We start from the raw sequence: 24,445 nt of genomic DNA, 5'->3' as shown, positions 1-24,445 counted from the left end.
GGCTGACCTGGCCCGCTCGGGCGGCCCGGCCCGGCCCGCGCTCGTCCCCGCGGCACGCGCTCGTCCCCGCGGCACGCGCTCGTCCCCGCGGCACGCGCTGTAGCGGGTGCCGCCGGGCATAAACCCTGCCGCGAGACGGCGGATGCACACCTGGCCCTGACGGCTTCCGGTCTCCTGTGGGAGCAGGTACTGGCGGGGCCCGTCAGACATACACTTGCGAACGCCCGTCGTCGCGGCGAGCGCCGTGCGCGAGTTCGCCCGCGGCGGCTACCACGGCACGACCATCGCCGATGTCGCCCGCGACGCCCGCATCTCCCCCGCCTACGTGTTCAAGCTCTTCCCGAGCAAGGAACGACTGTTCGTGGCGGCGCTCGACGACTGCTTCGAGCGCATCCTCGCGACCCTCGCGGCCGGGGCCGACTCTGCGGCGGATCAGGGGCCCGATGCGGTGCTGGAAGCGATGGGCGGCTCCTACGCAGAACTCATCAGCGACCGAACCTTGCTGCTGCTCCAGGTGCATGCCCAGTCCGTCGCCGACATCCCGGAGATCGGCCAGGCCCCCCGCGCCGGGCTGAAGCGGGTGACCCGCTTCGCCAAGACCCGCTCGGGGGCGAGCGACAGCGCCGTGCAGCGCTTCGTCGCCTATGGGCAGCTCTGCCACCTCATCGTCACGGCCGGCATCGACACCGTGCCCGACGAGTGGGCGACGATCCTGTCGCACGGCATCCGCCACCCCGCCTGAACCGCCAGGACCCGATCCATTTTCGGTTGTCCAAATTAGTGAGTGTCCAGTCACTCTCTCCACGAAAGGTACCCATCATGAGCCCCGTCACCGGCCCGACGCGCACCCTCACCGGGGCGCTCGCACCGACTCCGCGGAGCAGCCATCGCTGGGCTGCCCTCACCGGCTGGCCCTGGCGCAGTTCCTCGTCGTCCTCGACGCGTCCATCGTCAACATCGCCCCTCCCCCCCCCGTGCTCGGCGGCCAGCTGGGCCTGGACACCGTGGCCCTGGCCTGGGTCATCACCGCCTACGTTCTGCCGTTCGGCGGCCTACTCCTCCTCGGCGGCCGGCTTGCCGACCGCTACGGCCACCGTCGGCTGTTTCTCCTCGGCACCGCGGGCTTCGTCGCGGACTCCGTCCTCGCGGGCCTCTCCTCACCGGCGGGATGTTGCTGGGTGCCCGCGCCGTGCAGGGGGCATCCGCCGCACTGCTCGCCCCCGCGGCGCTGGCCTTGCTCACCCAACTGTTCCCTGCGAGCACCGACCGGGCGAAGGCCCTGGGCATCTGGGGCGCCGTTGCCGGCATCGGGTCGGCCGCCGGCGTGCTTCTCGGCGGCGCGCTGACCGCGAGCTTCGGCTGGCAGGCGGTGTTCTTCGTCAACGTGCCGGTCGGACTGCTCGTGCTCGTCGCCATCCCGATGCTGATCAACCGCGACCCCGCCACACCCCCGTCCCGGCTCGACTTCCCCGGCGCGATCACCATCACGGGGGCGCTGGTCGCCGCGGTCGGTGCGCTCAGCAGAATCGAGCAGGTCGGCTTCGCTCATCCGCTCACCCTAGGCCTGGCCGCCGCCGCCCTCGGGCTCGGCGCCGCGTTCATCGCTGTCGAGCCCCGCAGCGCCGAGCCGCTGGTACCGCTGGGCGTGTTCCGCAATCGCAACCTCAGCGCCGGCAATCTTGTGATGCTGCTGTTCGGTGCGGCGATGGTGGCCCTCTTCTTCGCCCTCTCGGTGCACCTGCAGGCCGTGCTCCACTACGACGCTCTGACCGCCGGCCTCAGCCAGCTGCCGCTCGCCGGCGCCCTGGTGCTCGTCGCGGGGATCGCGCCCGCACTCGTGGGCAGGCTAGGCGTGAAGCGCACGCTGATCGGCTCCCTGCTGGTTCTCGCGGCCGGCCTCTTGTGGCTGGCAGCGGTGCCGAGTGAGGCCGTCTTCGCCGTGCACATGCTCGGCCCCAGCCTCGTCATCGGGGTCGGTCTCGGCGGCGCTTTCATCACCGCCACTGCTGCGGCCGGACGGCGCCCAGAGCCTGTCGAAGGACATGCATCCGGTGTTCGGCGCGCTGATCGTCGCCGTCTCGGCTGTGCTGCTCGTCAAGCTGTACCGGCGCCCGCGCTGATTTCGTTCGGCACGCACACCGGCTGAGTCTCGGCCACCCAGCCCCCGCCGCGTCTGCAGCGGGGGCGGGTATATGAATTGTTGCGTGGCCTCGATTTGGTACTGTGAAATGCACGTGGAACCGGGATAACGATGCCGCCAGCCAGTGCCGCCATCGAACCAGGAGCGAGCAATACTGTGATCCGCATCGGAGTCGTGGAAGATGAGCCACGGAGCAGGCAGCATGTTCTCGACCACCTGCGCCGCTACGAGGCCGAGCATGGCCAGTCCTTCGAGATCCGTACGTTTGCCGATGGGCGGGACATCTCGGCGGGCTACATCCCTGACTTCGACATCATCTTTCTCGACGTCGAAATGGAGCACATCGACGGCTTCACCGCCGCCAAACACATTCGCGAGGTGGACCCCGAGGTCGTGCTCGTGTTCATCACGAACATGGCGCAGCACGCCATCCGCGGCTACGAGGTGGATGCCCTGAGCTACCTTCTCAAACCGGTGCCCTACTTTGCCTTCTCCCAGGAGCTGAACCGCTCGATCGAGCGCGTGCGCAAACGCGCCAGCGACTCGATCATGCTCACCGTTGACGGCGAGCTGCTCCGTGTCGACCTCTCCGGGATCCTCTACTTCGAGAGCGTCAAGCACCGTATGGTGGCACACGCCCTCACCCGGCAGTACCACTTCGTCGGCACGATGAAGGCGATGGAAGCGACCCTGAACGGTAAGGGGTTCTTCCGAAGCAATAATGGTTACCTGGTGAACCTGCGGCACGTCACCGGCGTCAAGCAGAGCAGCTGCGTGCTCGTCGGCGGCAAGGAACTGCAAATCAGCCGGCCGCGCAAGAAGGCCTTCCTCGACGCGTTGACGGACTATGTCGGTGGTCGGGCCGCGTGATCATCGAGACCCTTCCGGATATCCCGCGGGCTTATACCGGCCTCGCCGAGTGGGCGGCGTGCTTGGTCTACATCCTGATCCTGCGTAAGCGGCTGCCGGCCGTCCCTCTGGCGCTTGCGCTGACGGGCGGAGCGGCAGGGCTGCTCGGGATCCAGGTGTTCGCCGGCACTCTGCCGATCGTGTTCTGGACCCTGGGCATGGTGCTGGCCGTGGCGGGCATGTACGCGCTCCTATACGGCTCGGCGCAGCTCTCAGCCAAGGATGCCGGCTACTTCACGGCGCGAGCACTCGTTCTGGCCGAGCTGGTGGCGTCCCTGCAGTGGCAACTCGAGTCGTACTTCCTGCCACCGACCGCGGCCATCGACCTGCTCTGGCACGGCCTGGCGCTCCTGGGCGTGTACGGCGCCGCCTTCACGGCCGCCTACTTCCTGGAGGCCCGTCTCTTCCCGGAAGACCGCCCCTTGAACGCAACCACCAAGGAACTCATCAGCGCCGTCGCGATCGCACTGGCCACCTTCACCATGAGCAACATGAGCTTCGTGAATGCGAACACCCCGTTCAGCGGTCGCCTGGGCCTGGAGATCTTCTACATCCGCACCCTGGTCAACCTCTGCGGCTACGCGGCGCTATACGCCCAGCAGGAGCAGCGCCTGGAGGCCCAGGGCAAGACCGAGCTCGACGCGATGAACGGCATCTTGCGCAGCCAGCACGACCAGACCCTGCTCTCCAAGCGCAACATCGACATGGTCAATCGCAAGTACCACGACATGAAGCACCAGATCGGAATCATTCGCGCCGAGAGCAACCCGGAGAAGAAGGCCGCGTACCTCGATGAGCTCGAGGGCAGCATCAAGGGCTACGAAGCCCAAAACAAGACCGGCAACGGGGTGCTCGACACCATCCTCACCGCCAAGAGCATGTACTGTGCCGAGCACGAGATCACCCTTACGGCCGTCGCGGACGGAACCGTGCTGGACGACCTCGATGCCATGGATATCAGCACGATCTTCGGCAATGCCCTCGACAACGCCATCGAGAGCACAATGACGCTGCTCGATCCGGACCGCCGACTGATCCGGCTGGCCTTGTACGCACAGAACGACCTCGTCCTCATCCGGGTGGAGAACTACTACGAGGGTGAGCTCAGCTTCGAAAACGGCGCGCTCGTCACCCGCAAGTCCGACCGCGACGAGCACGGCTACGGCTTGCGCAACATCCGCTACACGGCTGAACGATACGGCGGGTCGGTGACTATCCACACCGAGGACAACTGGTTTGTGCTGCGGGTGCTGATCCCCAAGTCGTCAGCTCAGTTGAAGCCGACCACGCGCCGCACCACCAGGTAGGCGCACACCGAGACCCCGCGGCCCGCGCGGCCGGGCAGATTGGTGATCTGGGCGACCGGACGGCGACGCATCCGCCGGTGCAGCCGAGGCTGCTCCTGCCGCAGTGCGCTCCAGAAGGCCTCCTTCTTCGCGAAGCTCTCGGCCGTGCCCGACCGGATCAGCATCATCGACGTCACGCCGCAGATGATCGAGAAGTAATGCAACAGGTAGGCGTGCAGCTGCGGCGGCACGGCGTCAATGGTGGGCAGGTTCTCCTGCATCAGACGATTCACCTGGATCTGCTGATCGATGCGGCGGATCATGACCGCCTCGTTCACCGACTGGCCGTCCCGGCCGATGAAGTACCTGTAGAAGTCCACGTCGAGATAGAACATGGTCTGCACGTGCGGCAACGGCACGAAAGCGTAGAGGTTGTCGACGTAGAAGGTGTGCTCGGGCAGACGCAGGCCGCAGTCCCGCAACAGCTGGGTGCGGTAGATCAGGGCGTGCATCAGGATGTACTGGGTCGGCCGGAACCGGCCCACCTCGTCCCAGCCGAACAGGCGGCCCCGCGGCAGGGCACTGCGGTACCGCACCGCGTGGGTGCTGCGCTTGCCGGCCTTCTCATAGACGAAGTTGCTCAGCAGCGCATCCAGCTCGGTGCCGTCGTCGGCGAAGCCGATCAGAGTGTGCAGAACCGCCGTGTACGCATCCGCGTCGACCCAGTCGTCGCTGTCGACGACCTTGATGTGCCGCCCGGACGCCTCGTCGATACCGGTGTTGATGGCCGAACCGTGGCCGCCGTTCGGCTTGTGGATGGCGCGCACGATTCCGGGGAATCGAGCCTGGTAATCGTTGGCGATGGCAGCGGTTTGGTCCGTGGAGCCGTCGTTGATCACAAGGATCTCGACATCGGCCCCTCCGGCCACCAGGGAATCCAGGCACCGCCGCATGTAGTCGGCCGAGTTGTAACACGGCACGACAACTGACAGAGTCTTCATCTGAGTGTCACCGCTGTGCGCTCCCGATCTCGACGCGCCGCGCCGGTGGCGACGTCTTCCAGGTCGGGCTCGCGCTTGAAGATCACCTTGAAAATGGGGAAGAAGACCCAGAACGAGATGATCGCGTTAATGAGCATAGTGATCACGTCGGCGAGCGCTTCGCCGCCGGCGCCGAGGCCCCAGGTGGAGATCAGCAGCTCGTAGACCGGGGCTTTGTAGAGGCCCTGCAGGGCAGCCGCGCCGAAGCTGATCACGACGTAGGCGGCGGTGTACCAGAACGCCGCGACCCACGGGCTGCTGTTGGACTTGAAGGTGATGTTGCGCTGGGCGAAGAAGTTGATCACCTGGGCGATGGCCAGGGTGATCTGCACGGCCAGGAAGTACGCCAGTCCGCCGCCGCCGAGCGGGAGGGCTCCAGCAGCGTAGTCAAAGAGGTAATAGGTGCTGCCGTCGAAGTTCGTGCCGACCGGCAGAACCTGGAAGCCCGTGTCAACCAGGCTGGTCATACCGAAGATCCACTTGATCACCGGCATCATGATGAACTGCAGCACGGTCATACCGCTGCTGAGCACCGTGAAGACAATAAATTGGGCGACGGCGGGGCGCTTTTCGACGAAGGCCGACCAGCGTGCCTTGATGCGGGTGATCATCAGAATCTCTTTCTTGGGATGCGAGAACTAAGGGGAACGCGGCTCAGGCGGTGGCCTGCAGTGCCTTGCGAGTCTGGGAGTTGGCTCGGCGGTTGCGCAGGGAGCTGCGGATCAGGGCACCGGAGCCGCTGACGAAGCGACCGTTCACGATCAGCAGGATCGACTCGACCATGTCCAGGCTCACGGCACCGTTCGTCATCTTGGCGATGGCGCGGAATGGCATGTTGGTCAGGAAGAGCAGGTTGAGGTCAGGCTTGTGGGCAGCCTCGCTTTTCTTCAGCATCCGATTGAGGATGCTGAAGGCGAGGCGGGCGAGCACGCTCCTTGCATCGCGCATCTGGCAGAGCGCGTCGTTGATGCCCAGCGGCCCTGGCGTCCAGTGCGCGGGCGGGATCTCACGGCCGAGCAGGGCCGCGAAGTTGGCGTCGGAGATATCCGTGATCGCCGCCGTATGGTACGGGCTGGGCACCGTGGGTGCGACCGGTACCAGCGTGCCCGGCACGGTGAGGGTGCCGTTGAGGCGGATGTCGGCGACGCTCGCGCCCACATGCACCGTGTACTCGGCGGTCTCTACCTGCCAGGCGCCGCTCACGACGTCGAAGTGGCGGAAGGCCTTGTCGTCCAGTGGGATCGTCACGACCCGCTTCTCCCCAGCGGCCAGCGGCACCTTGACGAAGCCCTTGAGCTCCTTGGCCGGCCGATGCACGCCGGTGCCGTTGCGGCCGATGTACAGCTGCGCAATCTCGGCACCGTCCACGGTGCCGGAGTTCTGGACGGTGAAGCTCACGGCGGTGTCGGTGACGGTGAGGCCGCTGTAGCTGAACTCGGTATAGCTGAGCCCGAAGCCGAACGGAAAGCGCACCGGCACACTGGCGGTGTCGTAGTAGCGGTAGCCCACATAGAGGCCCTCGCGGTATTCGGCTGTGCGTTCGGTGCCGGGAAAGTAGCGGAACGCCGGGGTGTCTTCGTGCCGGATCGGGTAGGTCTCAGCGAGCTTGCCAGACGGGTTGACCGCACCGGTAAGCACATTCAGCAGTGCGGCGGCGCCGGCCTGACCGGCCAGGTAGCCGTGCACCAGAGCAGCGCATTCGCCCAGCCAGGGGATCTCGACGGTGCTGCCAGCGCTGAGCACCACCACCACGTTCGGGTTCACCGCGCGCAGCCGGCTGAGCAGCGCCAGCTGGTTCGGCGCCATCCGCATATCGCTGCGGTCCAGCCCCTCCGACTCGCTGACTTCATCGAGGCCAAGATAGAGCAGCACAACGTCGGATGCCTGTGCGGCAAGCACCGCCGCCGCCGCGAGGTCCTCGTCGGCGGCGCCGTGCCTGTCGAAGCCTCGGGCGAAGTCCACCAGTTCCAGCTCGGTGGCGCCGATCGCCTGCACGGTGGTGGTGAGCTGGGTGGGGTTCACCATCGAAGAGCCGGCGCCCTGGTAGCGCGGCGTCTCGGCGAAGTCGCCGATCACCGCCACCCGAGTGCCGGGTGCCAGCGGCAGCAGTCCGCGGTCGTTCTTGAGCAGCACGATGCTCTGCTCGGCGGCGCGTTGCGCGAGCAGGTGGTGGCCGGCCACGTCCAGCGGCGCCACCGGGTCGAGGGGGCTGCGGAAGGCGAGGGCCAGTTCGATGACCTCGCGCACCCGGGCATCCAGCTCAGCTTCGGGAAGCGCGCCGTTCTCGACGGCGGCGACAAGTTGCCGCACTGACTCGAGGCCTGGCGAGGGCATTTCGATCGCACTGCCATTGCGGGCCCCCTCGACGGCGTCGTTTCCGCCGCCCCAGTCGGTGATCACGGCACCCTCGAAGCCCCACTCGTTGCGGAGCACCTTCTGAAGGAGGAACGTGTTTTCGTTGGCATAGACACCGTTCACCAGGTTGTAGCTGGTCATCAGCGCGCGGGGTTCGGCTTCTCGCACCACGATCTCGAAGGCGGTGAGGTAGATCTCCCGCAGGGTGCGTTCGTCGAGTACCGAGTCGGTGGTCATGCGGCGCAGCTCCTGGCTGTTCACCGCGAAGTGCTTGGGGGTGGCGGCCACACCCTGGGACTGGATGCCGCGCACATAGCCGGCGGCCATCTTGCCGGCCAGGTAGGGGTCCTCGGAGAAGTACTCGAAGTTGCGTCCGCAGAGCGGGCTGCGCTTGATGTTGAGGCCGGGTCCGAGGAGCACATCAACATCGAGGCTGGCAGCTTCCTCACCGAGGGCTTCACCGATCTGCTCGGCGAGCAACGGGTCCCAGCTGTTGGCGACGGTGGCCGCCGTGGGGAAGCAGGTGGCTTTCTGGGAGGCGTTGATACCCAAGTGGTCGGCGGAGCCCAGCTGCTTGCGCACACCGTGCGGGCCGTCGGACATGAACAGGGAGGGCACACCGTGGCGCGGAATCCCGCGGCTCTCCCAGATGTTCTTGCCGCTCAGCATCGCGGCTTTTTCCAGCAAGGTCAGATTCTCGATCATGCTCTACTGCTTTTCTTGTAGTTTGTGTGCCCGGCCGAGGACCGGCCGCCCAGAACGCTGGGCGGCCGATCCTCGGGTGAATCGGATCAGGTCGTGCCTGTCGCTGTTTCGAGGCCGCCGTTACGGGGTCTCGGTGAGCGGCGCCTCTGTGGCCGAGGCATCCGGGGTGACCTGGTCGTCGTCCTGGTGCTTCTGCACCCGGCGGTAGACCAGGAAGGCACCTCCGGCGAGCAGCAGGCCCAGCAACACGTCGATGCCGATCTGCACAGTGCGCCACTGCGGCTGCGTGTATTCGACGGTGGCGCCGGTGGCGATCCCGTTCATCGCGTTGCTGTTGGTCACGGCGAACAGGATGTTGTGGGTCGACGTGCGGATGTTGCTGACGCCTTCTGCACTCGTCGTGTCCTCCAGCCCCTTCATGGGCGGGAAGGTCAGCATCAGGTCGGTGCCGGCCTTGATCGCCTGGTCGGGGGACATGTACGCGTACAGGTTGAAGTCGGTGATCGCGATGCCGCGGAAGCCCCACTCGTCGCGGAGAACCGTGGTCATCAGAGCATCGTTACCGCCGGCCCATTCGGAACCGATGCGGTTGAACGAGCTCATCACCGCGGTCGCGCCGTGGTCACGGGTGGACACGGTGCCGTCCTCATCAGAGATGAACTTTATCTCAGCGGTGGTCTCCTTGAAGGCGATCTCGAAGGGCTTCAGGTACAGCTCTCGGATCGCCTGCTCGTCGGCCCATACCGCGATGCCGTTGTTGGAACGGTTGACCTCGACATCGTTCAGGGCGAAGTGCTTCACGTAGGAGTAGACACCCTTGCTGCCCGCACCGGACATGGCCGCGGCACCCATGGCGCCGGAGAGTAGACCGTCTTCGGAGTAGTACTCGAAGTTGCGCCCGGCAAATGCGGAGCGGTGCAGGTTCATCGCCGGTCCGTACCAGCCGTTGACGCCCATGAAGAGTGCCTCGTTGCCGATGGACACGCCCATGTCGTAGGCGAGGTCGGTGTTCCAGGTGGAGGCGATCAGCACGGCTGACGGGTACGCGGTGCCGCTGTAGGCGTCACTCAAGAAGGAACTGAATCCGGCCGGACCGTCGACATCCGCGGTGAGGGGCTTCACGATGGAGTTGATCGCACCGGTGTTGTAGGCACCGCTGAGGATGACCTGGGTCATCTCGTCCACGGTCAACTGGTCCAGAAGTTCGTTCCAGGCGTCGTCGTCGTAGTCCAGGCCGCGCACGTCGATCAGGTCGAGGGTGCCCTCGGTGCCGGTGACGGGCATCTCGGCGTCGGACTCGGTGGCCGCGGCCGCGAAGTCGTAATCCTGGAAGTCGGCCACGACGGCGTCATTGGCCACCATGTCGGCCTCGGTCGGCGCCGTCGGGAAGGTCCCGGCGAAGTCGGCCCGCGACATCGTCACGCTCAGGCCGTCGGTGAACTCTGCGGTGACGTCGTCGAACTGGTTGGTCGCCGCAACGTTATCCGTACTCCGCGTGGTGTCGCCACTGTAGACGACCCGCTCGGTCACGCTGTAGTCGATCGCTTGCACGCCGTCCTCCAGGTCGTGCGAGTCGTTCTGGATCTTGAGCTGGTAGGTGCCGGCATCGAGGACGTAGGCCGCCTCGGTCGCGTAGTCGTAGGACGCCATGTCCTCGACCGCGAAGGTGACGGTGACGGTCTCAGACTGGCCGGGCTCGAGGACGGCGGTCTTGCCGAAGTCGCCGAGCACGACGGAGGACTTCTCCACGCCACCCATGGTGTACGGGGCGGTGTAGTAGAGCTGCACGACATCCTTGCCCGCGACGTCACCGGTGTTGGTTACCTCGACATCCACCGAGACCTCGCCGTCAACGGCGCCCAGCTCGCTGGTCACGATCGCCTGGCTGAAGCTGGTGTAGCTCAGGCCGTAGCCGAACGGGTAGACCACGGCATCGTCGTAGTTGATGAAGTTCTCGGTCGCAGCGGTCTCGTAGTAGCGGTAGCCCACGTAAGTGCCCTCTTCGTACTCCACGAAGGACGCGTTGCCCTCGACGCCCTTTGCGGCGTCTTCGGCGAGGCCGGAGATGTTGGAGTACTGGAAGTCGCCCATGTTAACGAAGCTGGGGTCGAGAGTGAGGTCGGCTGGGTAGATGTCGACGGTGCGGCCGGACGGGTTGACCTCGCCGTTCAGAACTTTACCGACGGCAGCGTAGCCGCTCTGGCCGGGTGAGCCGATGCTGAGGATCGAGTCGATACCCTCGTCATCCTGAAGGATGCCGAGCTCGAGGGTGGTGCTGGCGTTGACGAGCACGACCACGGTCTCGAAGTTCTCCTTGGCGAGTGCGATCAGCTGCTTTTCGTCGAGGTTGAGTTCGAGCTGGTGCTGGCCGGCCTCGTAGTTGTCGTCCGAGCCCTCCATGTCGGTGGTCAGGTCGCCACCTTCTCCGCCGCCACGACCGATCACGACGATGGCCGCGTCGTTGTAGTCCTCGAACGAGGCGAGGGCATCCGTCGTGTAATCGGCGACGGGCATCTCGCCGACCGCGTAGCTGGAGTCTGCGGGCAGGTCCATCACGATGGTGGAGCGCGGCGTCTCGGCGGCGTAGTCGGCGAGCAGGTCGTAGACATTCCCGTTGATCTCGAAGCCGGCATCTTCCAGACCGGTCTTCGCGTTGATCGCGGTCGACGTGTCGACCGAGCCGGAGCCGGAGCCGCCGTAGATCGGGTCAGCCGCGGCGCGACCCAGCAGGGTGACATTGGCGCTGTCGTCCACCGCGAGGGGCAGTGCGCCGTTGTTCTTGAGGAGCACGACGCCTTCAGCGGCGATCTCCTGCACGAGGGCGTCCGCCGCGGCGTCGCTTTCCTCCTCTGTGGCGTAATCCGCCGTGTTGTACTCGGTGTCCCAGTCAGCGGTTTCGCTGCTGTTCTCCACCGCGTAGGTGCCCGTGCCGAGCTGGGTTTCGACCCAGCTGCCGTACACGGAAAGGAGGACGTTCGCCGTCACCGCGACAACGAGCACAAGGCTCAGACCGCTGATCGAGATGGTGGCAAATTTCTTGTTGGACATCGGCTTCTTCGCCGCTCGGGTACTCATAGAGCGTTCTCCTTGAACAAACTATTCGCTTCAGAGAGCTGAGCGGTCCGCACCGGAATCCCCCGAGTGGGGAGGAGGGTTCCGACGTCGAACCGTGTGCTGCGCTGCCGCTCTCCTCGGTTTGCCGTCTTTGGCATGCCTCAGAGGTCTCCGAGACGTGTGCAGTCAACCAGCGCGCGGTTTGCGGCAGGACCGGAATGCATAACCTGTCGATTCTGGTGCACAAGTTGTTGCGCCGACGCCGATGGCTACCGGGAGCACGTTCAGTCGACTGTCATGCGACGATGGGAGAAGCATCACCGCTTCCGCCCAACCGCAGCAGAGAGGTGCCCCATGGCCGGTTCCGCCGTAGTCATCCCGGTCGCGCCCCGTCTGCAGCGGGACCGGTTCCTGGTGCCGGATGTGGCACGCGGCGTGGCCATCATGGCCATGCTCATCGCCCATGCCGGCCCCATCATGGTCGACCAGCCCGAGGCAACGGCCTTCCTGCAGGGCCAGCTCAACGACGTGGCCTCCCCGCTGTTCGCCACGACCATGGGCGCCGCCGCGGCGATCGTGCTGGCCAAGGCGGGCACCGCATCCGCCCAACGAACGGTGATCCTGCAGAACGTCATCCGGGGCGCCATCCTGGTGCTGCTCGGGTTGTTGTTGTCCACCTGGGGCAGCTGGATCGCGATAGTGCTCTCCTTCCTGGGCATCGTGCTCGCAATCGGCACCCCGCTGGTGCTGCTGGGCACCCGGGCGCTGGTCGCCGTGTTGGCGGCGGTGCTGGTGCTCGGCGCCCCGCTCAATGAGCTGATGCTGGCCGCCACCGGTCCGCTGCTCACCGTGGGTGAGCGCACCCCGGCGAGCTTCCTCCTCGAGTGGCTCTTCCTCAGCCCGCACTACCGGGTGACCAATCTGCTGCCCTGGTTCCTGTTCGGAGCCCTGCTGTTCCGCATCCGTTTCGGCGGCCGCCGGGCGGGCTGGATTCTGATGGCGGTCGCCGTGCCCGCCTGGTGGCTCGGGCCGCTCTGGCGCGGCGCGACCGGGGCGGAGTTCAGCCCGTCGGGCAGCTACCTCGACACCCTGCACGATGCCGGGCTGGTGCTCGGGGTGCTGGGCGTGATCATGCTGCTCGCGTCGCTGCGGGGGCGGCGAACCGCGGCCGTGGTGCGTGCGGTGTTCCTGCCGTTCGAGGCGATCGGCTCGATCTCGCTGTCGCTGTACGTGTTCCAGGTGGCCGTGGTGGGGTGGATGGCCGGCAACGGGATCAGCTACGGCAGCACCGACCCGGTCGCCTGGCTCGTGCTCGTGATCGGCGTGCCGATCGTGGGGATCCTTTGGTGGCGGTTTGTGGGAAAGGGCCCGGTCGAGTGGCTGATCGGCGTGCTCTCGGGCCGGTACCGGCTCCGCCGCTCGAGCACCGTCGGTGCCGGCTCAGCGAGGTAGCGCTGCCGGTTCGCGCGCCACCCCGAGTTGCTTCACATCCCCCGTTCGGGACGCCCGACGAGGTGTTTTCGGCAACTGGCGAAGATTCCGCTCGGCGACTTCGGGCGAAGCGCCCCTTGGACGCTTGCCGTGCGGCACTGTGCGGCCACTCGGCGTCGACGCGGCACCGGGAGGCCGGACTAGGTTGCCGCCTGATGCAACGGCGCGAGCGCGGAGTCGAGGGCCGCTTCCAGCGGCCAGGCCGAGCGCATCGGCTGGCTGAGCACGAGGCCACCCTGGATCGCGGCGAGGATCACCACGGCGATGCGCTGGGGGTCGACCGCCTGGTCGATAAGCCCGCCGGCCTGCATTTTCGTCACGCCCGCTGCCAGGGTGTCCCGCCACTGGGCCATGCTGGCGCTGAAGAAGGCTTCGAGGTCGGGGTCGGTCATCGCGGCCTGCGTCGCCAACGACCCGATCGGGCACGCCCACCGGCCGAGGCCGAGGTAGTAATCCACCAGCGCGGCGCGCCACGCGTTCCAAGACTCCCAGGTGCTCAGGTCGTGGATGTAGGGCTCCTGCGCCGCGAGCAACTGCCGGCCTTCCCAGGTCGCGACCTCGCGCACCAGTTCGGTCTTGCCGCCGGGAAAGTAGTGGAAGAGCTGGCTCTTGCTGGTGAGGGTGGCGGCGCGAACGGTGTCCAGGGTGGTGCCGCCGATGCCCGCGGCGAGGATCTGCTCTCCGGTGGCCTCGATGATCCGCTGGCGGGTGGCCCGGCCCCGCGCGGTGATCTTCGTCTCCTCCATGCGTCGATCGTAGCGTACTGGACCGCACGGTCCAGGGTGTGGTACGAATGGACCGTGAAGTCCAATAGTGAACTCCAGCCCCTGCCCCAGCCCCTGTCCCCCGATTCCCGATCGCCCTTCGGGGCCGAATCGACCGCACTCGACGTGGTGCGCGGCCTCGACCTGGGCGGACGCTCCGCCCTGGTGACCGGGGCCAGTTCCGGCATCGGGGTGGAGACAGCGCGGGCGTTGGCCGCTGCCGGCGCGAGCGTCACCCTCGCGGTGCGGGATCTGGCGGCCGGCGCCCGCACCGCGGAGGAGATCCGCTCGAGCACCGGCAACAGTGCCGTGCGGGTGGCCCACCTCGACCTGGCCGACCTGGGCACGGTGCGGGCGTTGGCGGCGGGGTGGTCGGGCCCGTTGCACATCCTGGTCAACAACGCCGGCATCATGCACACCCCGGAATTGCGGACGCTCTCCGGGTGGGAGATGCAGTTCGCGGTGAACCACCTGGGCCACTTCGCTCTCGCGACGGCGCTGCACCCGGCGCTGGCCGCCGCCGACGGGGCCCGGATCGTGGCGGTGAGCTCCAGCGGGCACGGCTCGAGCGGCATCCGGTTCGACGACCTGTTCTTTGAGCGGGATGCGTACGACTCATCGCTGGCGTACGGGCAGTCGAAGACCGCGAACGTGCTGTTCGCCCTCGAGGCCACCCGGCGGTGGGCGGATGACGGCATCGCCGCAGCCGCCCTGATGCCGGGCGGCATCTGGACGAACCTGCAGCGGCACTGGGACCCCGAGGTGCTGGCGGGGATGAAGAGCCGGTATCCGGGCAAGAGCCCTGCGCAGGGAGCCGCGACCTCGGTGTTCGTGGCCACCCGGGCGACGCTCGGCGCGGGAACGCCGGGCTACTACGAGGACTGCCACCCGGCGGCCGTGGTGCCCGCCATCGTCGACGGCATCCATGGGGTGCTCCCCCACGCGCTCGACCCGGACACCGCCCGCCGGCTGTGGGACGTGTCCGCCGGGCTGGTCGCGTCCGCCTGACCGCCCACAGGCGACGTATCCGGGGTCGCGACCAGTCCGTTGGTGGAGTTTGCCGAGACCTGGCGGCTAGGCGACCGACCAGCCGCCGTCGCTGGCCAGCACCTGGCCGTTCACGTTCACGCCATCGTCGCTGAGCAGGAAGGTGATCGACGCGGCGAGCGCATCCGCCTCGACGGCGTCGGTCAGCACCGCCATGCCGGCGCGCACCCGCTGGGCACCGAGCTCAGACGCGAACTTCGCCTCGATGTTGGTGATGACGGGGCCGGGGGCCACCGCGTTCACCCGGATGCCGCTGGGTCCGTACATGTACGCGCTGCTCTTGGTCAGCCCCACGACGGCGTGCTTGGACGCCGTGTAGGCCACGCCGGCCGCGGAGCCGCGGAGTGCCGCCTCTGAGGCCACGTTGACGATGGAGCCGTACTGGCGCTCGAGCATTCCGGGCACCACGGCGCGCATGAGCTTCATGCTGCCGTCCACGTTGATCGCGAACACCCGCTGCCAGACGGCGTCGGTCACCTCGTGCACCGGGGTCATGTCGTCCATGATGCCGGCGACGTTGGCGAGGGCGTCGATCTGGCCGCCGGCGGCTTCGACGATCGCGGCGATGGCGGTGTCGTCGGTGATGTTCGCCACCACCGGAACGATGTCGGCGCCGGCGAGCTCGGCCACGAAATCGTCGAGGCGTTCCTCCGAGATGTCGACGGCGATCACCCGGCCGCCCTCCCGGGCGACCCTGGCGGCGGTGGCCCGGCCGATGCCGGAACCGGCTCCGGTGACGATGACGGTCTTGCCGGTGAACCGGCCCGCGTCGATGCGTTCGACCCACTCGGGGCGTTCGACGGCGGCGGGGCCGGCGGCTGCCGGGGCGGCGGGCGGCGCATCCGTTGCCGCGGCGGAGGCCGGCATGTCACCGGCCGCGACCCGGCGCACCAGGTCATCGATCAGCTCGGGCGGGAACTGACCCTTGCTGAGCTTGACCAGACGCTTGATCGCGAGCTTGCGCACCGGGCGCAGCGCGTCGGCGCTCTGGCCGCCCTGGGCGAGCAGGTCGCGCAGGATGGGTCCGCCGATCGGGTCGTCGAGCCAGGAGCCTACGGAGGAATCGGCGGTGAGGATGCTCTGGGTCATGCGAGTGGTTCCTTTTCTTTCGGGATGACCGTCTCCGCGGGGTTGACGGAGACGGAAGTTGCGGCCGCGTGCAGGGCGGCGAGGTAGCCGAACACCATCGCGGGGGCGATTGTGGAGCCGGGACCCGGGTAGGTGTGGCCCATCACGGAGGCCGTGGTGTTGCCGGCGGCGTAGAGTCCCGGGATCGGGGTGCCGGCCTCGGTGAGCACCTGGCCGTTCTCGTCGGTGAGCAGGCCGCCCTTGGTGCCGAGGTCACCCGGCACCACCTTGACCGCCGTGAACGGGCCTTTTTCGAGCGGGCCGAGGTTGGGGTTGGGTTTGACGCTCGGGTCGCCGTAGTAGTTGTCGTAGACGGTTCGGCCGCGGCCGAAGTCCAGGTCCACCCCGCTTCGGGCGAAGCCGTTGAACCTCTCGACGGTGGTCCGCAATGCTCCCGGGTCGATGTTCAGCCGGTCGGCGAGTTCCTCGAGGGTGTCCGCGGTGACGACGATGCCGTTGGCCCGCAGGGCCTTGCCGCCCATCAGCAGCGGCGAGAACAGGTACCGGCGGCGGTGCCGCACGTCCACGATCAACCAGGACGGGATCGTCGGCGTCTGCCGGTGGTGCTCGATCATGTCGTGGCCGAAGTCGATGTAGCTCTGGGACTCGTTGGTGTACCGGGAGCCGGCCTGGTCGACGATGATGCCGAACGGCATCGACCGCTCGGAGAGCATGAACTGGGCCGTGCCGTCGACCATCGGCACGGCGGAGCCCCACCAGGCGTCGTCCATCATTGCCAGCGCACCGCCGGCCTTGACTCCCACGTCGATGGCGGTGCCCTGGTCGCCGGCGGCCGCCGAGCTGTTGCCGGGCATGCCGTGGTACTTCTGGCGCCACTCCTGGTTCTGGGCGAAGCCGCCGGCGCCGAGAACCACGCCGGCCCGGACCCGGATGCGCACAGATCCGGCCCAGGTGGTGACGATCGCGCCGACCACGCGGCCGTCCTCGAGCACCAGCTCGGTGACCGGGGAGTCCAGGAGCACCTCGGTGCCCTGCCTGCGCACGATCTCCATCAGCGACATCACCAGGGCGCCGCCGAGCCCGTGCAGGCGCTTGCCGGTGACGATGCCGCCGAGAGTGCGGAAGACGAAGCGGGCGCCGCGCACGAAGCCGGTCGGCGTGGACCAGGCCCTGGACAGCAGCCAGACGTCGTCGGTCTTCAACGGTGCCGGGATGCCCTCATCGGCGCGGGAGGACTTCACCCAGTCACCCAGGCGCTTGGCATCGAAGGGTTGCACCTCGATGCCACGGCCGACCCTGCCGCCGGGCCGGGTCGGGTAGTAGTCGGGGTAGTCCTTCGCCGCGCACCAGCGCACACCGAGGCCGGCGAGCAGGCCGAACACGCGCGGCACAGCATCCACGAAGGCCTCTCGACGCTCGATGGAACTGGCCGGGCCGGCGTCACCGATTGCCGCTGCCATGTAGGCGAGGGCGTCGGCGCGGGAGTCCTGGATGCCGAGCTTCTTCATCAACGGGTTGTTCGGCATCCACAGGCCGCCACCGCTGAGCATGGTCGTGCCGCCCCAGCGGCCGGTGCTCTCGACGATGAGGGCGGTGAGTCCAGCGTCGGCGGCGGTGATGGCGGCGGTCAATCCCGCGGCGCCCGATCCTGCTACAAGTACGTCAACTTCGCGATCCCAGTGGGCGGTCATGACTCCTCCTCGATCCGGACAACACTGTCCGGATGTAACCTACCTCGGTGGGCACAAATTCCAAAGCGAATCGGGGGCCGAGTGCCGGACCCGAAAACCGCCGGGCGCTCCTCGCCGCCGCGCGGGAGGTCTTTGCCGCCGACGGCTTCACCGCGCCGCTGAGCGCGGTGGCCCGCCGGGCCGGCGTGGGCCAGGGCAGTCTCTACAGGCATTTCCCCGATCGCACCGCCCTGGCGATCGCCATCTTCGACGAGAACCTCGCGGCGCTCGAGACCTTCGTGGACCGGCCGGAGAGCACCCTCGACGACCTGCTGGACCGGGTGATCGAACAGGCGCTGGCCTCGACGGCGCTCATCGACCTGGTGATGGCAAATGCCCACGATCCCCGCGCGGTGCATCTGGCCGACCGGCTCGACATCGTCGTGGCGCGTCTCCTCGTGCGCGAGCAGGCGGCCGGCCGGATCGGCGAACACGTCGGTACCGCCGATGTGATCCTCGCGGTGTCGATGCTGGCCGGGGTGCTGGCCCGCAGCGACGCCGCCGACCGCCCGGATGTGGCCCGGCGGGCTTGGGGTCTCTTCCACGCGGCGTTCGCCCCGCGCTGAGCGGCCAGACGGACGGCAACATGGTGGGGCGGGGCTGCTCGTCCTCGGGTGGGCAACCCGGTGCCGCGGCGGCATACTGACGGCAACATCCGTCTGTGACACCTGCGGAAGGTACCCCGTGAGCTTCTGGATCTGTGCCACCTGTGGCGTCGAGCACGCCGAGAACACCGGCGTCTGCGCCATCTGCGCCGATGAACGGCAGTGGGTGCCGGCCGACGGCCAGCGGTGGACCACGCTGGCCGACCTGTACGAGGCGGGCTACCGGGCCGAGCTCCTCGAGCTCGAACCCGACCTGTTCGGCATCGAGAGCACCCCGACCGTGGGCATCGGCCAGCAGACCAAGTTGCTCTGCACCCCCACGGGCAGCGTGCTCTGGGACCCGATCGGCTTCGTGGACGACGACATCGCCGGCCGGGTGCTCGAACGCGGGCCGGTGCGCGCGATCGTGGCCAGCCATCCGCACATGTTCGGCCTGCAGGTGGAGTGGAGTAGGGCGCTCGGCGGTGTGCCCGTGCTGGTGGCCGAGGCCGACCTGGCCTGGGTGGCCCGACCCGACCCGGTGATCCGGGCATGGTCGGGCGAGGTGCGCCTGTTGCCCGGCGTCACGCTGATGCAGGTGGGCGGCCACTTCCCCGGCAGCGGGGTACTGCACTGGGCGGCCGGCGCGGCTGGGCGCGGCGTGCTGCTCAGCGGCGACACAGTGTTCGCCAACCCCGACCGCACCTCGGTGAGCTTCATGCGCAGCTACCCCAACCGGCTACCGCTGTCAGGTCCGGTGGTGGAGCGGATCGCCCGCACCCTCGAGCGATTGACCTTCGACCGGCTGTACGGCAACTTCGACACCGTGATCGCGGCGGATGCCCGCGCCGTGGTGCGCCGATCGGCCGACCGGCACTGGGGCTGGGTGCGCGGCGACTTCGACGACCTCACCTGAGGCGCGTGGGTCACTCGGCTCGCGGGGTCCGCTCTGGCGGTTCGGGGAGGATGCGCAGGCCGGCCGGGGTGTTCGCCACCTGCACGAGTTCATCGATCCAGGTGCGGTTGAGCGTGGGCTCCCGCTTGCCGGAGAACTCGAAATCGAGGGGTACCGCGGGGTTCAGCCAGATGGAGCTGTGGCCACTGCCCGAGTCCTTGGACCGTTCCCAGGAGAATGCGAAACTCTCGCCCCGGCGCAGCTTGGCCACGATCACGACCTTGAGGTGCGCGAGTGTGCGGTCGTCGATCTCTACCGAGATCGCCGGCGTCCCGTAGATGAACTTGCCCATCACATTCCTCGTTTTGCACATTCCTCGTTGTGACCGGAGGGCCCGCACGATGCGAGGACCGGCGCGGACTGGTGTCTCACGACGGAGTGTAGGCCGAGGTGGCTTCGCTGGCTATGACACTCGGCGCCCGCCGGTCGTCACCGGTCGAACAACCCGTCGCTGCCCTGGTCGATTTCCTCGACCGCCCTGTTGAAGTCCGCGGCGTGCTCCTCGGCCTCCGCCTCGGTCTCGGCCGATGGCTCCTTCACCGCGAGGATGTGGCTGGGCGGGAAGACCGGCAGGGGAAAGAGCGCGATCTCACCCGCGAGCGAGTCCTCCGCGACATCGGCCACATTCAGTTCGGTGGCCGGGCCGAGCACGAGAGTGTGCGTGCGGGTGCTGCCGTCGGGTTCGAGCACCTGGATCTCCACCGCAATGCTCTCCTCACCCTGGGAGTGCGCGGTGACGTAGTCGAGTAAGGCTTCCGCGACGTCGTCGCCGGTGAGGATGGTGCCACCGGCGTAGGTGATGAGCTTCATGCCACCGACGATAACCGCGCGGCGGAGTCTTGGGAATGACCTCGGCCGGGCAGCTGCTACCCGACGAGCGCCTGCACGGCGGCCGATCCTTCGGGCAGCACCAGGTCGATCCGCGCCGCGCCCAGGCGGACGGTGACGACGGATGCGTCCAGGTAGGTCGGGTGCGGCGCCAGCACGATCTCATCGATCGCGGCCAACGGGATGCTCGTGTGCGAGCGCGACAGATCGGGGGTGCTTCCGCGCACCAGCCAGCCCTTGCGTCCGACGATGTGCAGCTCACGGTCGGTGCGGCACAGCACCGCTCCGTGCAGGGTCATCGGGTAGAGGGCGTGCACGGCCCGATTGACCAGGCCGCCGCGGGGCGGTAAGACTATCCGGCCGTGGGCGGCGAGCAGGATCGCCCCGAGCTCGTGGCGCATCACGTCGAAGTATGAGGTGACCAGGCCCACATCTTCCTTGCCCAGGTCGAGCAGATCGAGGTCGGCGAGCGGGGCATCCGCTTCGGGGATCGTCACGGCGGGCGTGGGCCGCAGCGCCGCCAGCGTGAGTTCGCTCAGCACATCGATGAGGCGGGTGATCACCTGTTGCGACGACCCGTTGTACGGCACGGTGAGGGTCTCGCCCGTGCGGGCCAGGATGTCGAGGCGGCCGTCCACCATGTCGATGGTTTCGGTGACCGCAGCGACGTCGCCGTAGCCGAGGGTCCTCTCGGTGTAGCCGCGGGGGCTCCCGCTGGTGTCGGCGTTCGCACGGCTCAGCACGACGAGCGCCTCCGGGGCCGCGATGATCAGGTGGTCGTACAGGTCCATCGTGGGCAGCGCATCCCGCCGGCTGATGTTGCGGGGCACCTTGAGCACAAGCCGGCTGGTGACAAAATCCACCGGGTAGTCCCGGTACAGGCCGGGGACCTCTGTGGCGTCGTGCACCCGGTCCACCCAGGGGCCGAAGGCATCGAATTCCGCCGATCGTGTCATATCCGTCGAACTCACTGGCCGCTTTCCGGGGCCTCCGCGCCGGTGCGTGCCCCCCGCGGCCACAGTGCCGCTGAGGATCAGGCTAGACCTTCCACGCCTCCGGCCGTGACCACGGAATTCCGGGCGGCCCCCGAACCGCGCGCAGACGAATCCGCTTTCGAGAGTGCTAGCACGCGGGAGGCGTGTGGGGGACTTCGCCGCGCCGGGCCGTTTCAGAGAAGTGCACAGCTCTCTCCCCAGCTTTTCCACAGCCCAATCCACAGCCTCAGCGCGGTGATTCCGGGGTTTTCCACACCCTGTCCACAGGGTTATCCACAGGTCGGAATGGGGAAGTACTTTCGAATAATTTCGTACTCCCAGTATTCGGGTCCGGTGCCGAGCCCTAGGAGCGCGATGCGGCCGGAGCTACACTCACCGCATGGAAACGCAGCATTTCTCAATTGTGGTGAATGCACCGGCCGCCATCGTCTGGCAGACGATGTTCGACGATTCCACCTACCGGCAGTGGACGAGCGTGTTCAACCCGGACTCCTACTTCGAGGGTGACTGGTTGCCCGGCAGCGAGATCCGGTTTCTCGGCAGCAATCCCGGCGGTGAACTGAACGGCCTGAACGGCATGTACGGGGTGATCACCGAACATCGTCCGTACGAGTTCGTGCTGATCGAGTACCAGGGCCAGATCGTGAACGACGTCGATGACACCACCAGCCGGGAGGCCAGGCAACTGATCGGCGCGCGCGAGGCCTACTCTTTCAGCGAGGTCGACGGGGTGACGACGGTGACGATCGACGTGGACACCGCGGACACCTACGCAGAACTGTTCGGTGAGCTGTGGCCAAAGGGGCTGGCCAAGCTCAAGGGTCTGGCCGAGGCAGCCTGGGCGCAGCGGGCAGCCGAACCGGCTGCGCGGACGCGAGACCGGAGCTACACTCCCGCCATGGAAACCATGCATTTCTCAACCCAGATCAATGCCCCGGCCGAAATCGTCTGGGAGACGATGCTCGACGACGCCACCTACCGGCAGTGGACCAGCGTGTTCAACCCGGGGTCATATTTCCTCGGCAGCTGGTTGCCCGGCAGCGAGATCCGGTTTTTCGGCAGCGACGAGGGCGGGGACGAGGGCGGCATGGTCGGGGTGATCGTCGAGCACCGCCCGCACGAGTTCCTCTCCATCGAGTACCGCGGGCAGATCGTGAACGGCATCGAGGACACCACCAGTGACGCCGCCAAACGGTTGATCGGCACCCACGAGAACTACACCTTCACCGAGGCCGACGGGGTCACCACCCTGACGGTGGATGTGGACGTGGACGATGAATGGGCCGGTATGTTCGGCGAACAGTGGCCCCTGAGCCTCGAGAAGCTCACCCAGCTCGCCGAGGCCGAGGTGGCCACGCGCGGTCAGCATCCGGCCGACTAGTCGGACCTCGCCACCGTGCGGGACACCGGGTTCGCGCAGGCCTGGAAGATGCCGGCCAGTGCCGCCCACTGCAGCAGGATGACTGTCTTGCCGTCGACGATGCGGCCGTCGGCCACCATGGCGAGGGCGTCGTCAATGGGCACCTCGAGCACCTCGATGTCTTCGCCCTCCTCGGCGAGACCGCCCCCGGAGTCGACCCGGTCGGCCGGCCCGTACCAGGCCAGATAGAAGTGCACCAGCTCGGTGACCGAGCCCGGGCTCATGTACAGGTCGAAGAGGTGCCGCACCGCACCGACCCTCACGCCGAGCTCCTCGCCGGCCTCCCGGCGGATCGCCACCTCGGGGGCGTCGTCGTCGAGCAGCCCGGCCGCGGTTTCGATGAGCATGCCGTCGGCGTGGCCGTTGACGTAGGCGGCGTAGCGGAACTGCCGGGTGAGCAGCACGGTGCGCCGGTCCGGGTCACAGAGCAGGATGGTGGCGCCGTTGCCGCGGTCGTACGTTTCCCGCTGCTCGGTGACGACCTGGCCATTGCGCCGCCGGTAGCCGAAGGTGGTGCGCCGCAGCACATGCCATCCGTCGGAGGTCACCTCCACCCGCTCGACCGTGACGGCCGGGTTGCCGTGCAGGCCAGCACCGGCCTGGTCCAGGCCGGTACGCCCCCGACCGTCCGGCAGGTCGACGCCGAGCCGCCCGAGTGCGACCGGGGTCACCGGTGCGTCGATGCTTCGGCGAGGCCCGGGATCTCAGTGATGCTGGTGTACACCGGGATGCCGCGGCGCCGGGCGATGGCGACGTCCTGGTCGGCGCCGCGGGAGTCGCCGGGCAGCCTCAGTACGCCGTCGCACCTCTCGAGCAGGCGCTCGGCCGTTGGATACATCACGTCGGCGGCCAGCGGATGGGCCACATCCGTCACCCCGGCGCTGGCGAGAACCGGCAGCGCCACCCACTCGCCGATCATCGGCAGGTGGCCCGCCTGGAAGATCGGCCAGGCCGCCTCCTCGAGGCGGGCGAGGTTCTGGCGAAGGAGCACGGGGTCGTCGCCGGTGCCCGAACGGTAGGGGCCGGCGATCAGGATCATCAGGGAGCTGGTCATGTCCGCTACAGTAATACAACGTGCAGAAACATGCACAACTCGGAAGGAACGCGAAATGCTCGCTGCGGAACGCCAGGCCCTCCTGCTCGACCGCCTCGCCAGGGACGGCAAGGTCGTGGCCAAGGAGATCGCCGCGGAATTGGGCCTCTCCGACGACAGCGTGCGCCGCGACCTGCGCGAACTCGCCGCCGCGGGCTTATGCCAGCGGGTCTACGGCGGTGCCCTGCCGGTGTCGCCCGCTTTGGCGCAGTATGCCGAGCGCAGGCTCGTGGAACCCGACAGCAAGGACCGGGTCGCCGCGCGTGCGGCCCGGCTGATCATGCCGGGCAGCACCGTGATCCTCGACGGCGGCACGACAACCCTCGCGGTGGTGCAGGCGCTGCCTTCGACCCTGACCTGCACGATCATCACCCATAGCCCCACCATCGCCGCCGCGCTGGTGCCGCACGACGGCGTCGAGGTCTTCCTGCTCGGCGGCCGGCTGTTCAAGCACTCCGCGGTGACCTGTGGCGCCGCCGCTGTCGAGGCCGCCCAGGCGATCACCGCCGACCTGTTCCTGCTCGGCGTCACCGGGGTGCATCCCACCGCCGGCCTGACCACCGGCGATGTGGAGGAGGCCGCGATGAAGCGGGCGCTGGCGGGCCGGGCGGCCGACACCTTCGTGCTGGCGAGTGCCGAGAAGGTCGGGGTGGCGTCGCCCTACCGGGTGCTGCCGTTCGACGAGATCGCGGGCCTCGTCACCGACACCGCGGCCGACGATCCGACTCTGGCCGGCCTGCGCGACGCCGGCGTCAGCATCCTGGGCATCGGCGACTGACCGTCGACCTCCCCGCTGCTGCCGCCCGTCCGCCGACCTCCCGCCGACCTCGGTGGCAACTGTTCCCGAATCGGACATTTGCACCCCTTGGGTTCAGGGGGTCGTTGCAACACCTGATTGATTGAGGTGTTGGTTATGGGTGGTCGTGTTGGGTTTCCGCGTGAGGTTCGTCGTCGGTTCTG

The 24,445-nt window shown here is 67.7% G+C and carries 22 protein-coding genes and 1 pseudogene; 11 read left to right on the top strand and 12 right to left on the bottom strand.

Going from position 1 to position 24,445, the window contains the following annotated elements:
- Nucleotides 1–214: 214 nt before the first annotated feature.
- The 5 genes and pseudogenes from E3T19_RS00110 to E3T19_RS00095 all read left to right on the top strand — a co-directional run bounded on the left by E3T19_RS00110 (nucleotide 215) and on the right by E3T19_RS00095 (nucleotide 4,356).
- Entirely contained in the window at nucleotides 215–742 is a 528-nt protein-coding gene (locus E3T19_RS00110; RefSeq protein WP_241979870.1) for a TetR/AcrR family transcriptional regulator, read from the top strand.
- Nucleotides 645–1,076, top strand: a pseudogene (locus E3T19_RS19465) (hypothetical protein); the annotation flags it as partial. The gene E3T19_RS00110 and the pseudogene E3T19_RS19465, both read left to right, overlap by 98 nt.
- Nucleotides 1,077–1,168: 92 nt before the next feature.
- Nucleotides 1,169–2,146, top strand: a complete 978-nt coding sequence (locus tag E3T19_RS00105) for an MFS transporter (protein ID WP_255578469.1) — start codon at nucleotides 1,169–1,171, stop codon at nucleotides 2,144–2,146.
- 150 nt (nucleotides 2,147–2,296) lie between these two features.
- Nucleotides 2,297–3,010 carry a LytTR family DNA-binding domain-containing protein gene (locus E3T19_RS00100; RefSeq protein WP_198418757.1) on the top strand — a complete coding sequence of 238 codons (714 nt, stop codon included), beginning with the start codon at nucleotides 2,297–2,299 and terminating at the stop codon, nucleotides 3,008–3,010.
- Entirely contained in the window at nucleotides 3,007–4,356 is a 1,350-nt protein-coding gene (locus E3T19_RS00095; protein WP_134407763.1) for an ATP-binding protein, read from the top strand. The genes E3T19_RS00100 and E3T19_RS00095 overlap by 4 nt, the downstream gene beginning before the upstream one ends.
- On the opposite strand, the gene E3T19_RS00090 is transcribed toward E3T19_RS00095, so the two are convergent.
- From E3T19_RS00090 to E3T19_RS00075, 4 genes are all read right to left on the bottom strand, one after another.
- Nucleotides 4,320–5,336, bottom strand: coding sequence for a glycosyltransferase family 2 protein (locus E3T19_RS00090; RefSeq protein WP_134407762.1), 1,017 nt, complete (start codon nucleotides 5,334–5,336; stop codon nucleotides 4,320–4,322). The two genes, E3T19_RS00095 and E3T19_RS00090, sit on opposite strands and share 37 nt — an antisense overlap.
- Nucleotides 5,333–5,986: a hypothetical protein gene (locus E3T19_RS00085; protein ID WP_134407761.1), complete on the bottom strand. Its 654-nt coding sequence runs from the start codon at nucleotides 5,984–5,986 to the stop codon at nucleotides 5,333–5,335. The genes E3T19_RS00090 and E3T19_RS00085 overlap by 4 nt, the downstream gene beginning before the upstream one ends.
- A gap of 43 nt (nucleotides 5,987–6,029) precedes the next feature.
- Nucleotides 6,030–8,435, bottom strand: coding sequence for a beta-glucosidase (locus E3T19_RS00080; RefSeq protein WP_134407760.1), 2,406 nt, complete (start codon nucleotides 8,433–8,435; stop codon nucleotides 6,030–6,032).
- A gap of 120 nt (nucleotides 8,436–8,555) precedes the next feature.
- A complete protein-coding gene (locus tag E3T19_RS00075; protein WP_134407759.1) occupies nucleotides 8,556–11,510 on the bottom strand; it encodes a glycoside hydrolase family 3 N-terminal domain-containing protein in 2,955 nt (984 codons plus the stop codon).
- A gap of 333 nt (nucleotides 11,511–11,843) precedes the next feature.
- Here E3T19_RS00075 and E3T19_RS00070 point away from each other — a divergent pair, with 333 nt between their 5' ends.
- Nucleotides 11,844–12,941 carry a hypothetical protein gene (locus E3T19_RS00070; RefSeq protein WP_134407758.1) on the top strand — a complete coding sequence of 366 codons (1,098 nt, stop codon included), beginning with the start codon at nucleotides 11,844–11,846 and terminating at the stop codon, nucleotides 12,939–12,941.
- A gap of 179 nt (nucleotides 12,942–13,120) precedes the next feature.
- Here E3T19_RS00070 and E3T19_RS00065 read toward each other — a convergent pair whose 3' ends face one another.
- Nucleotides 13,121–13,726, bottom strand: a complete 606-nt coding sequence (locus E3T19_RS00065) for a TetR/AcrR family transcriptional regulator (RefSeq protein ID WP_134407757.1) — start codon at nucleotides 13,724–13,726, stop codon at nucleotides 13,121–13,123.
- A gap of 54 nt (nucleotides 13,727–13,780) precedes the next feature.
- Here E3T19_RS00065 and E3T19_RS00060 point away from each other — a divergent pair, with 54 nt between their 5' ends.
- Nucleotides 13,781–14,752 carry an SDR family NAD(P)-dependent oxidoreductase gene (locus E3T19_RS00060; protein WP_241979869.1) on the top strand — a complete coding sequence of 324 codons (972 nt, stop codon included), beginning with the start codon at nucleotides 13,781–13,783 and terminating at the stop codon, nucleotides 14,750–14,752.
- A gap of 66 nt (nucleotides 14,753–14,818) precedes the next feature.
- On the opposite strand, the gene E3T19_RS00055 is transcribed toward E3T19_RS00060, so the two are convergent.
- Together E3T19_RS00055 and E3T19_RS00050 are read right to left on the bottom strand one after the other, a co-directional pair.
- On the bottom strand, nucleotides 14,819–15,880 hold the full coding sequence (locus E3T19_RS00055; protein ID WP_088457680.1) for an SDR family NAD(P)-dependent oxidoreductase: 1,062 nt from the start codon (nucleotides 15,878–15,880) through the stop codon (nucleotides 14,819–14,821).
- Entirely contained in the window at nucleotides 15,877–17,571 is a 1,695-nt protein-coding gene (locus tag E3T19_RS00050; protein WP_134407756.1) for an FAD-binding protein, read from the bottom strand. The genes E3T19_RS00055 and E3T19_RS00050 overlap by 4 nt, the downstream gene beginning before the upstream one ends.
- 47 nt (nucleotides 17,572–17,618) lie before the next feature.
- On the opposite strand from E3T19_RS00050, the gene E3T19_RS19460 reads away from it, so the two are divergent.
- Nucleotides 17,619–18,176, top strand: a complete 558-nt coding sequence (locus tag E3T19_RS19460) for a TetR/AcrR family transcriptional regulator (protein WP_134407755.1) — start codon at nucleotides 17,619–17,621, stop codon at nucleotides 18,174–18,176.
- A gap of 118 nt (nucleotides 18,177–18,294) precedes the next feature.
- Entirely contained in the window at nucleotides 18,295–19,110 is an 816-nt protein-coding gene (locus tag E3T19_RS00040; RefSeq protein WP_103460212.1) for an MBL fold metallo-hydrolase, read from the top strand.
- 10 nt (nucleotides 19,111–19,120) lie between these two features.
- Here E3T19_RS00040 and E3T19_RS00035 read toward each other — a convergent pair whose 3' ends face one another.
- The 3 genes from E3T19_RS00035 to E3T19_RS00025 all read right to left on the bottom strand — a co-directional run bounded on the left by E3T19_RS00035 (nucleotide 19,121) and on the right by E3T19_RS00025 (nucleotide 20,933).
- Nucleotides 19,121–19,441 carry an ATP-dependent DNA ligase gene (locus tag E3T19_RS00035; RefSeq protein ID WP_088457684.1) on the bottom strand — a complete coding sequence of 107 codons (321 nt, stop codon included), beginning with the start codon at nucleotides 19,439–19,441 and terminating at the stop codon, nucleotides 19,121–19,123.
- 137 nt (nucleotides 19,442–19,578) lie between these two features.
- Entirely contained in the window at nucleotides 19,579–19,959 is a 381-nt protein-coding gene (locus E3T19_RS00030) for a hypothetical protein (protein WP_088457685.1), read from the bottom strand.
- A gap of 56 nt (nucleotides 19,960–20,015) precedes the next feature.
- Nucleotides 20,016–20,933: a hypothetical protein gene (locus E3T19_RS00025; protein ID WP_088457686.1), complete on the bottom strand. Its 918-nt coding sequence runs from the start codon at nucleotides 20,931–20,933 to the stop codon at nucleotides 20,016–20,018.
- A 418-nt stretch (nucleotides 20,934–21,351) separates the two neighbouring features.
- On the opposite strand from E3T19_RS00025, the gene E3T19_RS00020 reads away from it, so the two are divergent.
- The gene (locus E3T19_RS00020) at nucleotides 21,352–22,353 is read left to right on the top strand and encodes an SRPBCC family protein (protein WP_088457687.1); all 1,002 of its coding nucleotides are present in this window, start codon (nucleotides 21,352–21,354) and stop codon (nucleotides 22,351–22,353) included.
- Here the strand turns inward: E3T19_RS00020 and E3T19_RS00015 are convergent.
- Both E3T19_RS00015 and E3T19_RS00010 read right to left on the bottom strand, forming a co-directional pair.
- The gene (locus E3T19_RS00015; protein ID WP_134407754.1) at nucleotides 22,350–23,063 is read right to left on the bottom strand and encodes an NUDIX domain-containing protein; all 714 of its coding nucleotides are present in this window, start codon (nucleotides 23,061–23,063) and stop codon (nucleotides 22,350–22,352) included. The genes E3T19_RS00020 and E3T19_RS00015 overlap by 4 nt on opposite strands.
- Nucleotides 23,060–23,446 carry a DUF4406 domain-containing protein gene (locus tag E3T19_RS00010; RefSeq protein ID WP_240632304.1) on the bottom strand — a complete coding sequence of 129 codons (387 nt, stop codon included), beginning with the start codon at nucleotides 23,444–23,446 and terminating at the stop codon, nucleotides 23,060–23,062. Before E3T19_RS00010 ends, E3T19_RS00015 begins: the two co-directional genes overlap by 4 nt.
- Nucleotides 23,447–23,501: 55 nt before the next feature.
- Here E3T19_RS00010 and E3T19_RS00005 point away from each other — a divergent pair, with 55 nt between their 5' ends.
- Nucleotides 23,502–24,263 (top strand): DeoR/GlpR family DNA-binding transcription regulator, encoded by a 762-nt coding sequence (locus E3T19_RS00005; protein ID WP_088457689.1) that lies wholly within the window; start codon nucleotides 23,502–23,504, stop codon nucleotides 24,261–24,263.
- Nucleotides 24,264–24,445: the final 182 nt, after the last annotated feature.

Origin of the sequence: Cryobacterium sp. TMT4-31, from assembly GCF_004403385.1 — a bacterium.
In the GTDB taxonomy this organism is placed as follows: Bacteria; Actinomycetota; Actinomycetes; order Actinomycetales; family Microbacteriaceae; genus Cryobacterium; species Cryobacterium zongtaii.
Note: the sequence above shows the minus strand (reverse complement) of the source record. Positions and strands in the feature narration are given on the sequence as shown.

Excerpts from the sequence above, each read along its gene's own strand:
- E3T19_RS00035 (WP_088457684.1), bottom strand. The coding sequence starts at position 19,441 with ATGGGCAAGTTCATCTACGGGACGCCGGCGATCTCGGTAGAGATCGAC.
- E3T19_RS00105 (WP_255578469.1), top strand. The coding sequence starts at position 1,169 with ATGTTGCTGGGTGCCCGCGCCGTGCAGGGGGCATCCGCCGCACTGCTC.
- E3T19_RS00080 (WP_134407760.1), bottom strand. The coding sequence starts at position 8,435 with ATGATCGAGAATCTGACCTTGCTGGAAAAAGCCGCGATGCTGAGCGGC.
- E3T19_RS00085 (WP_134407761.1), bottom strand. The coding sequence starts at position 5,986 with ATGATCACCCGCATCAAGGCACGCTGGTCGGCCTTCGTCGAAAAGCGC.
- E3T19_RS00050 (WP_134407756.1), bottom strand. The coding sequence starts at position 17,571 with ATGACCGCCCACTGGGATCGCGAAGTTGACGTACTTGTAGCAGGATCG.
- E3T19_RS00005 (WP_088457689.1), top strand. The coding sequence starts at position 23,502 with ATGCTCGCTGCGGAACGCCAGGCCCTCCTGCTCGACCGCCTCGCCAGG.
- E3T19_RS00030 (WP_088457685.1), bottom strand. The coding sequence starts at position 19,959 with ATGAAGCTCATCACCTACGCCGGTGGCACCATCCTCACCGGCGACGAC.
- E3T19_RS00065 (WP_134407757.1), bottom strand. The coding sequence starts at position 13,726 with ATGGAGGAGACGAAGATCACCGCGCGGGGCCGGGCCACCCGCCAGCGG.
- E3T19_RS00025 (WP_088457686.1), bottom strand. The coding sequence starts at position 20,933 with ATGACACGATCGGCGGAATTCGATGCCTTCGGCCCCTGGGTGGACCGG.
- E3T19_RS00010 (WP_240632304.1), bottom strand. The coding sequence starts at position 23,446 with ATGACCAGCTCCCTGATGATCCTGATCGCCGGCCCCTACCGTTCGGGC.
- E3T19_RS00020 (WP_088457687.1), top strand. The coding sequence starts at position 21,352 with ATGGAAACGCAGCATTTCTCAATTGTGGTGAATGCACCGGCCGCCATC.
- E3T19_RS00090 (WP_134407762.1), bottom strand. The coding sequence starts at position 5,336 with ATGAAGACTCTGTCAGTTGTCGTGCCGTGTTACAACTCGGCCGACTAC.
- E3T19_RS00070 (WP_134407758.1), top strand. The coding sequence starts at position 11,844 with ATGGCCGGTTCCGCCGTAGTCATCCCGGTCGCGCCCCGTCTGCAGCGG.
- E3T19_RS00055 (WP_088457680.1), bottom strand. The coding sequence starts at position 15,880 with ATGACCCAGAGCATCCTCACCGCCGATTCCTCCGTAGGCTCCTGGCTC.
- E3T19_RS00075 (WP_134407759.1), bottom strand. The coding sequence starts at position 11,510 with ATGAGTACCCGAGCGGCGAAGAAGCCGATGTCCAACAAGAAATTTGCC.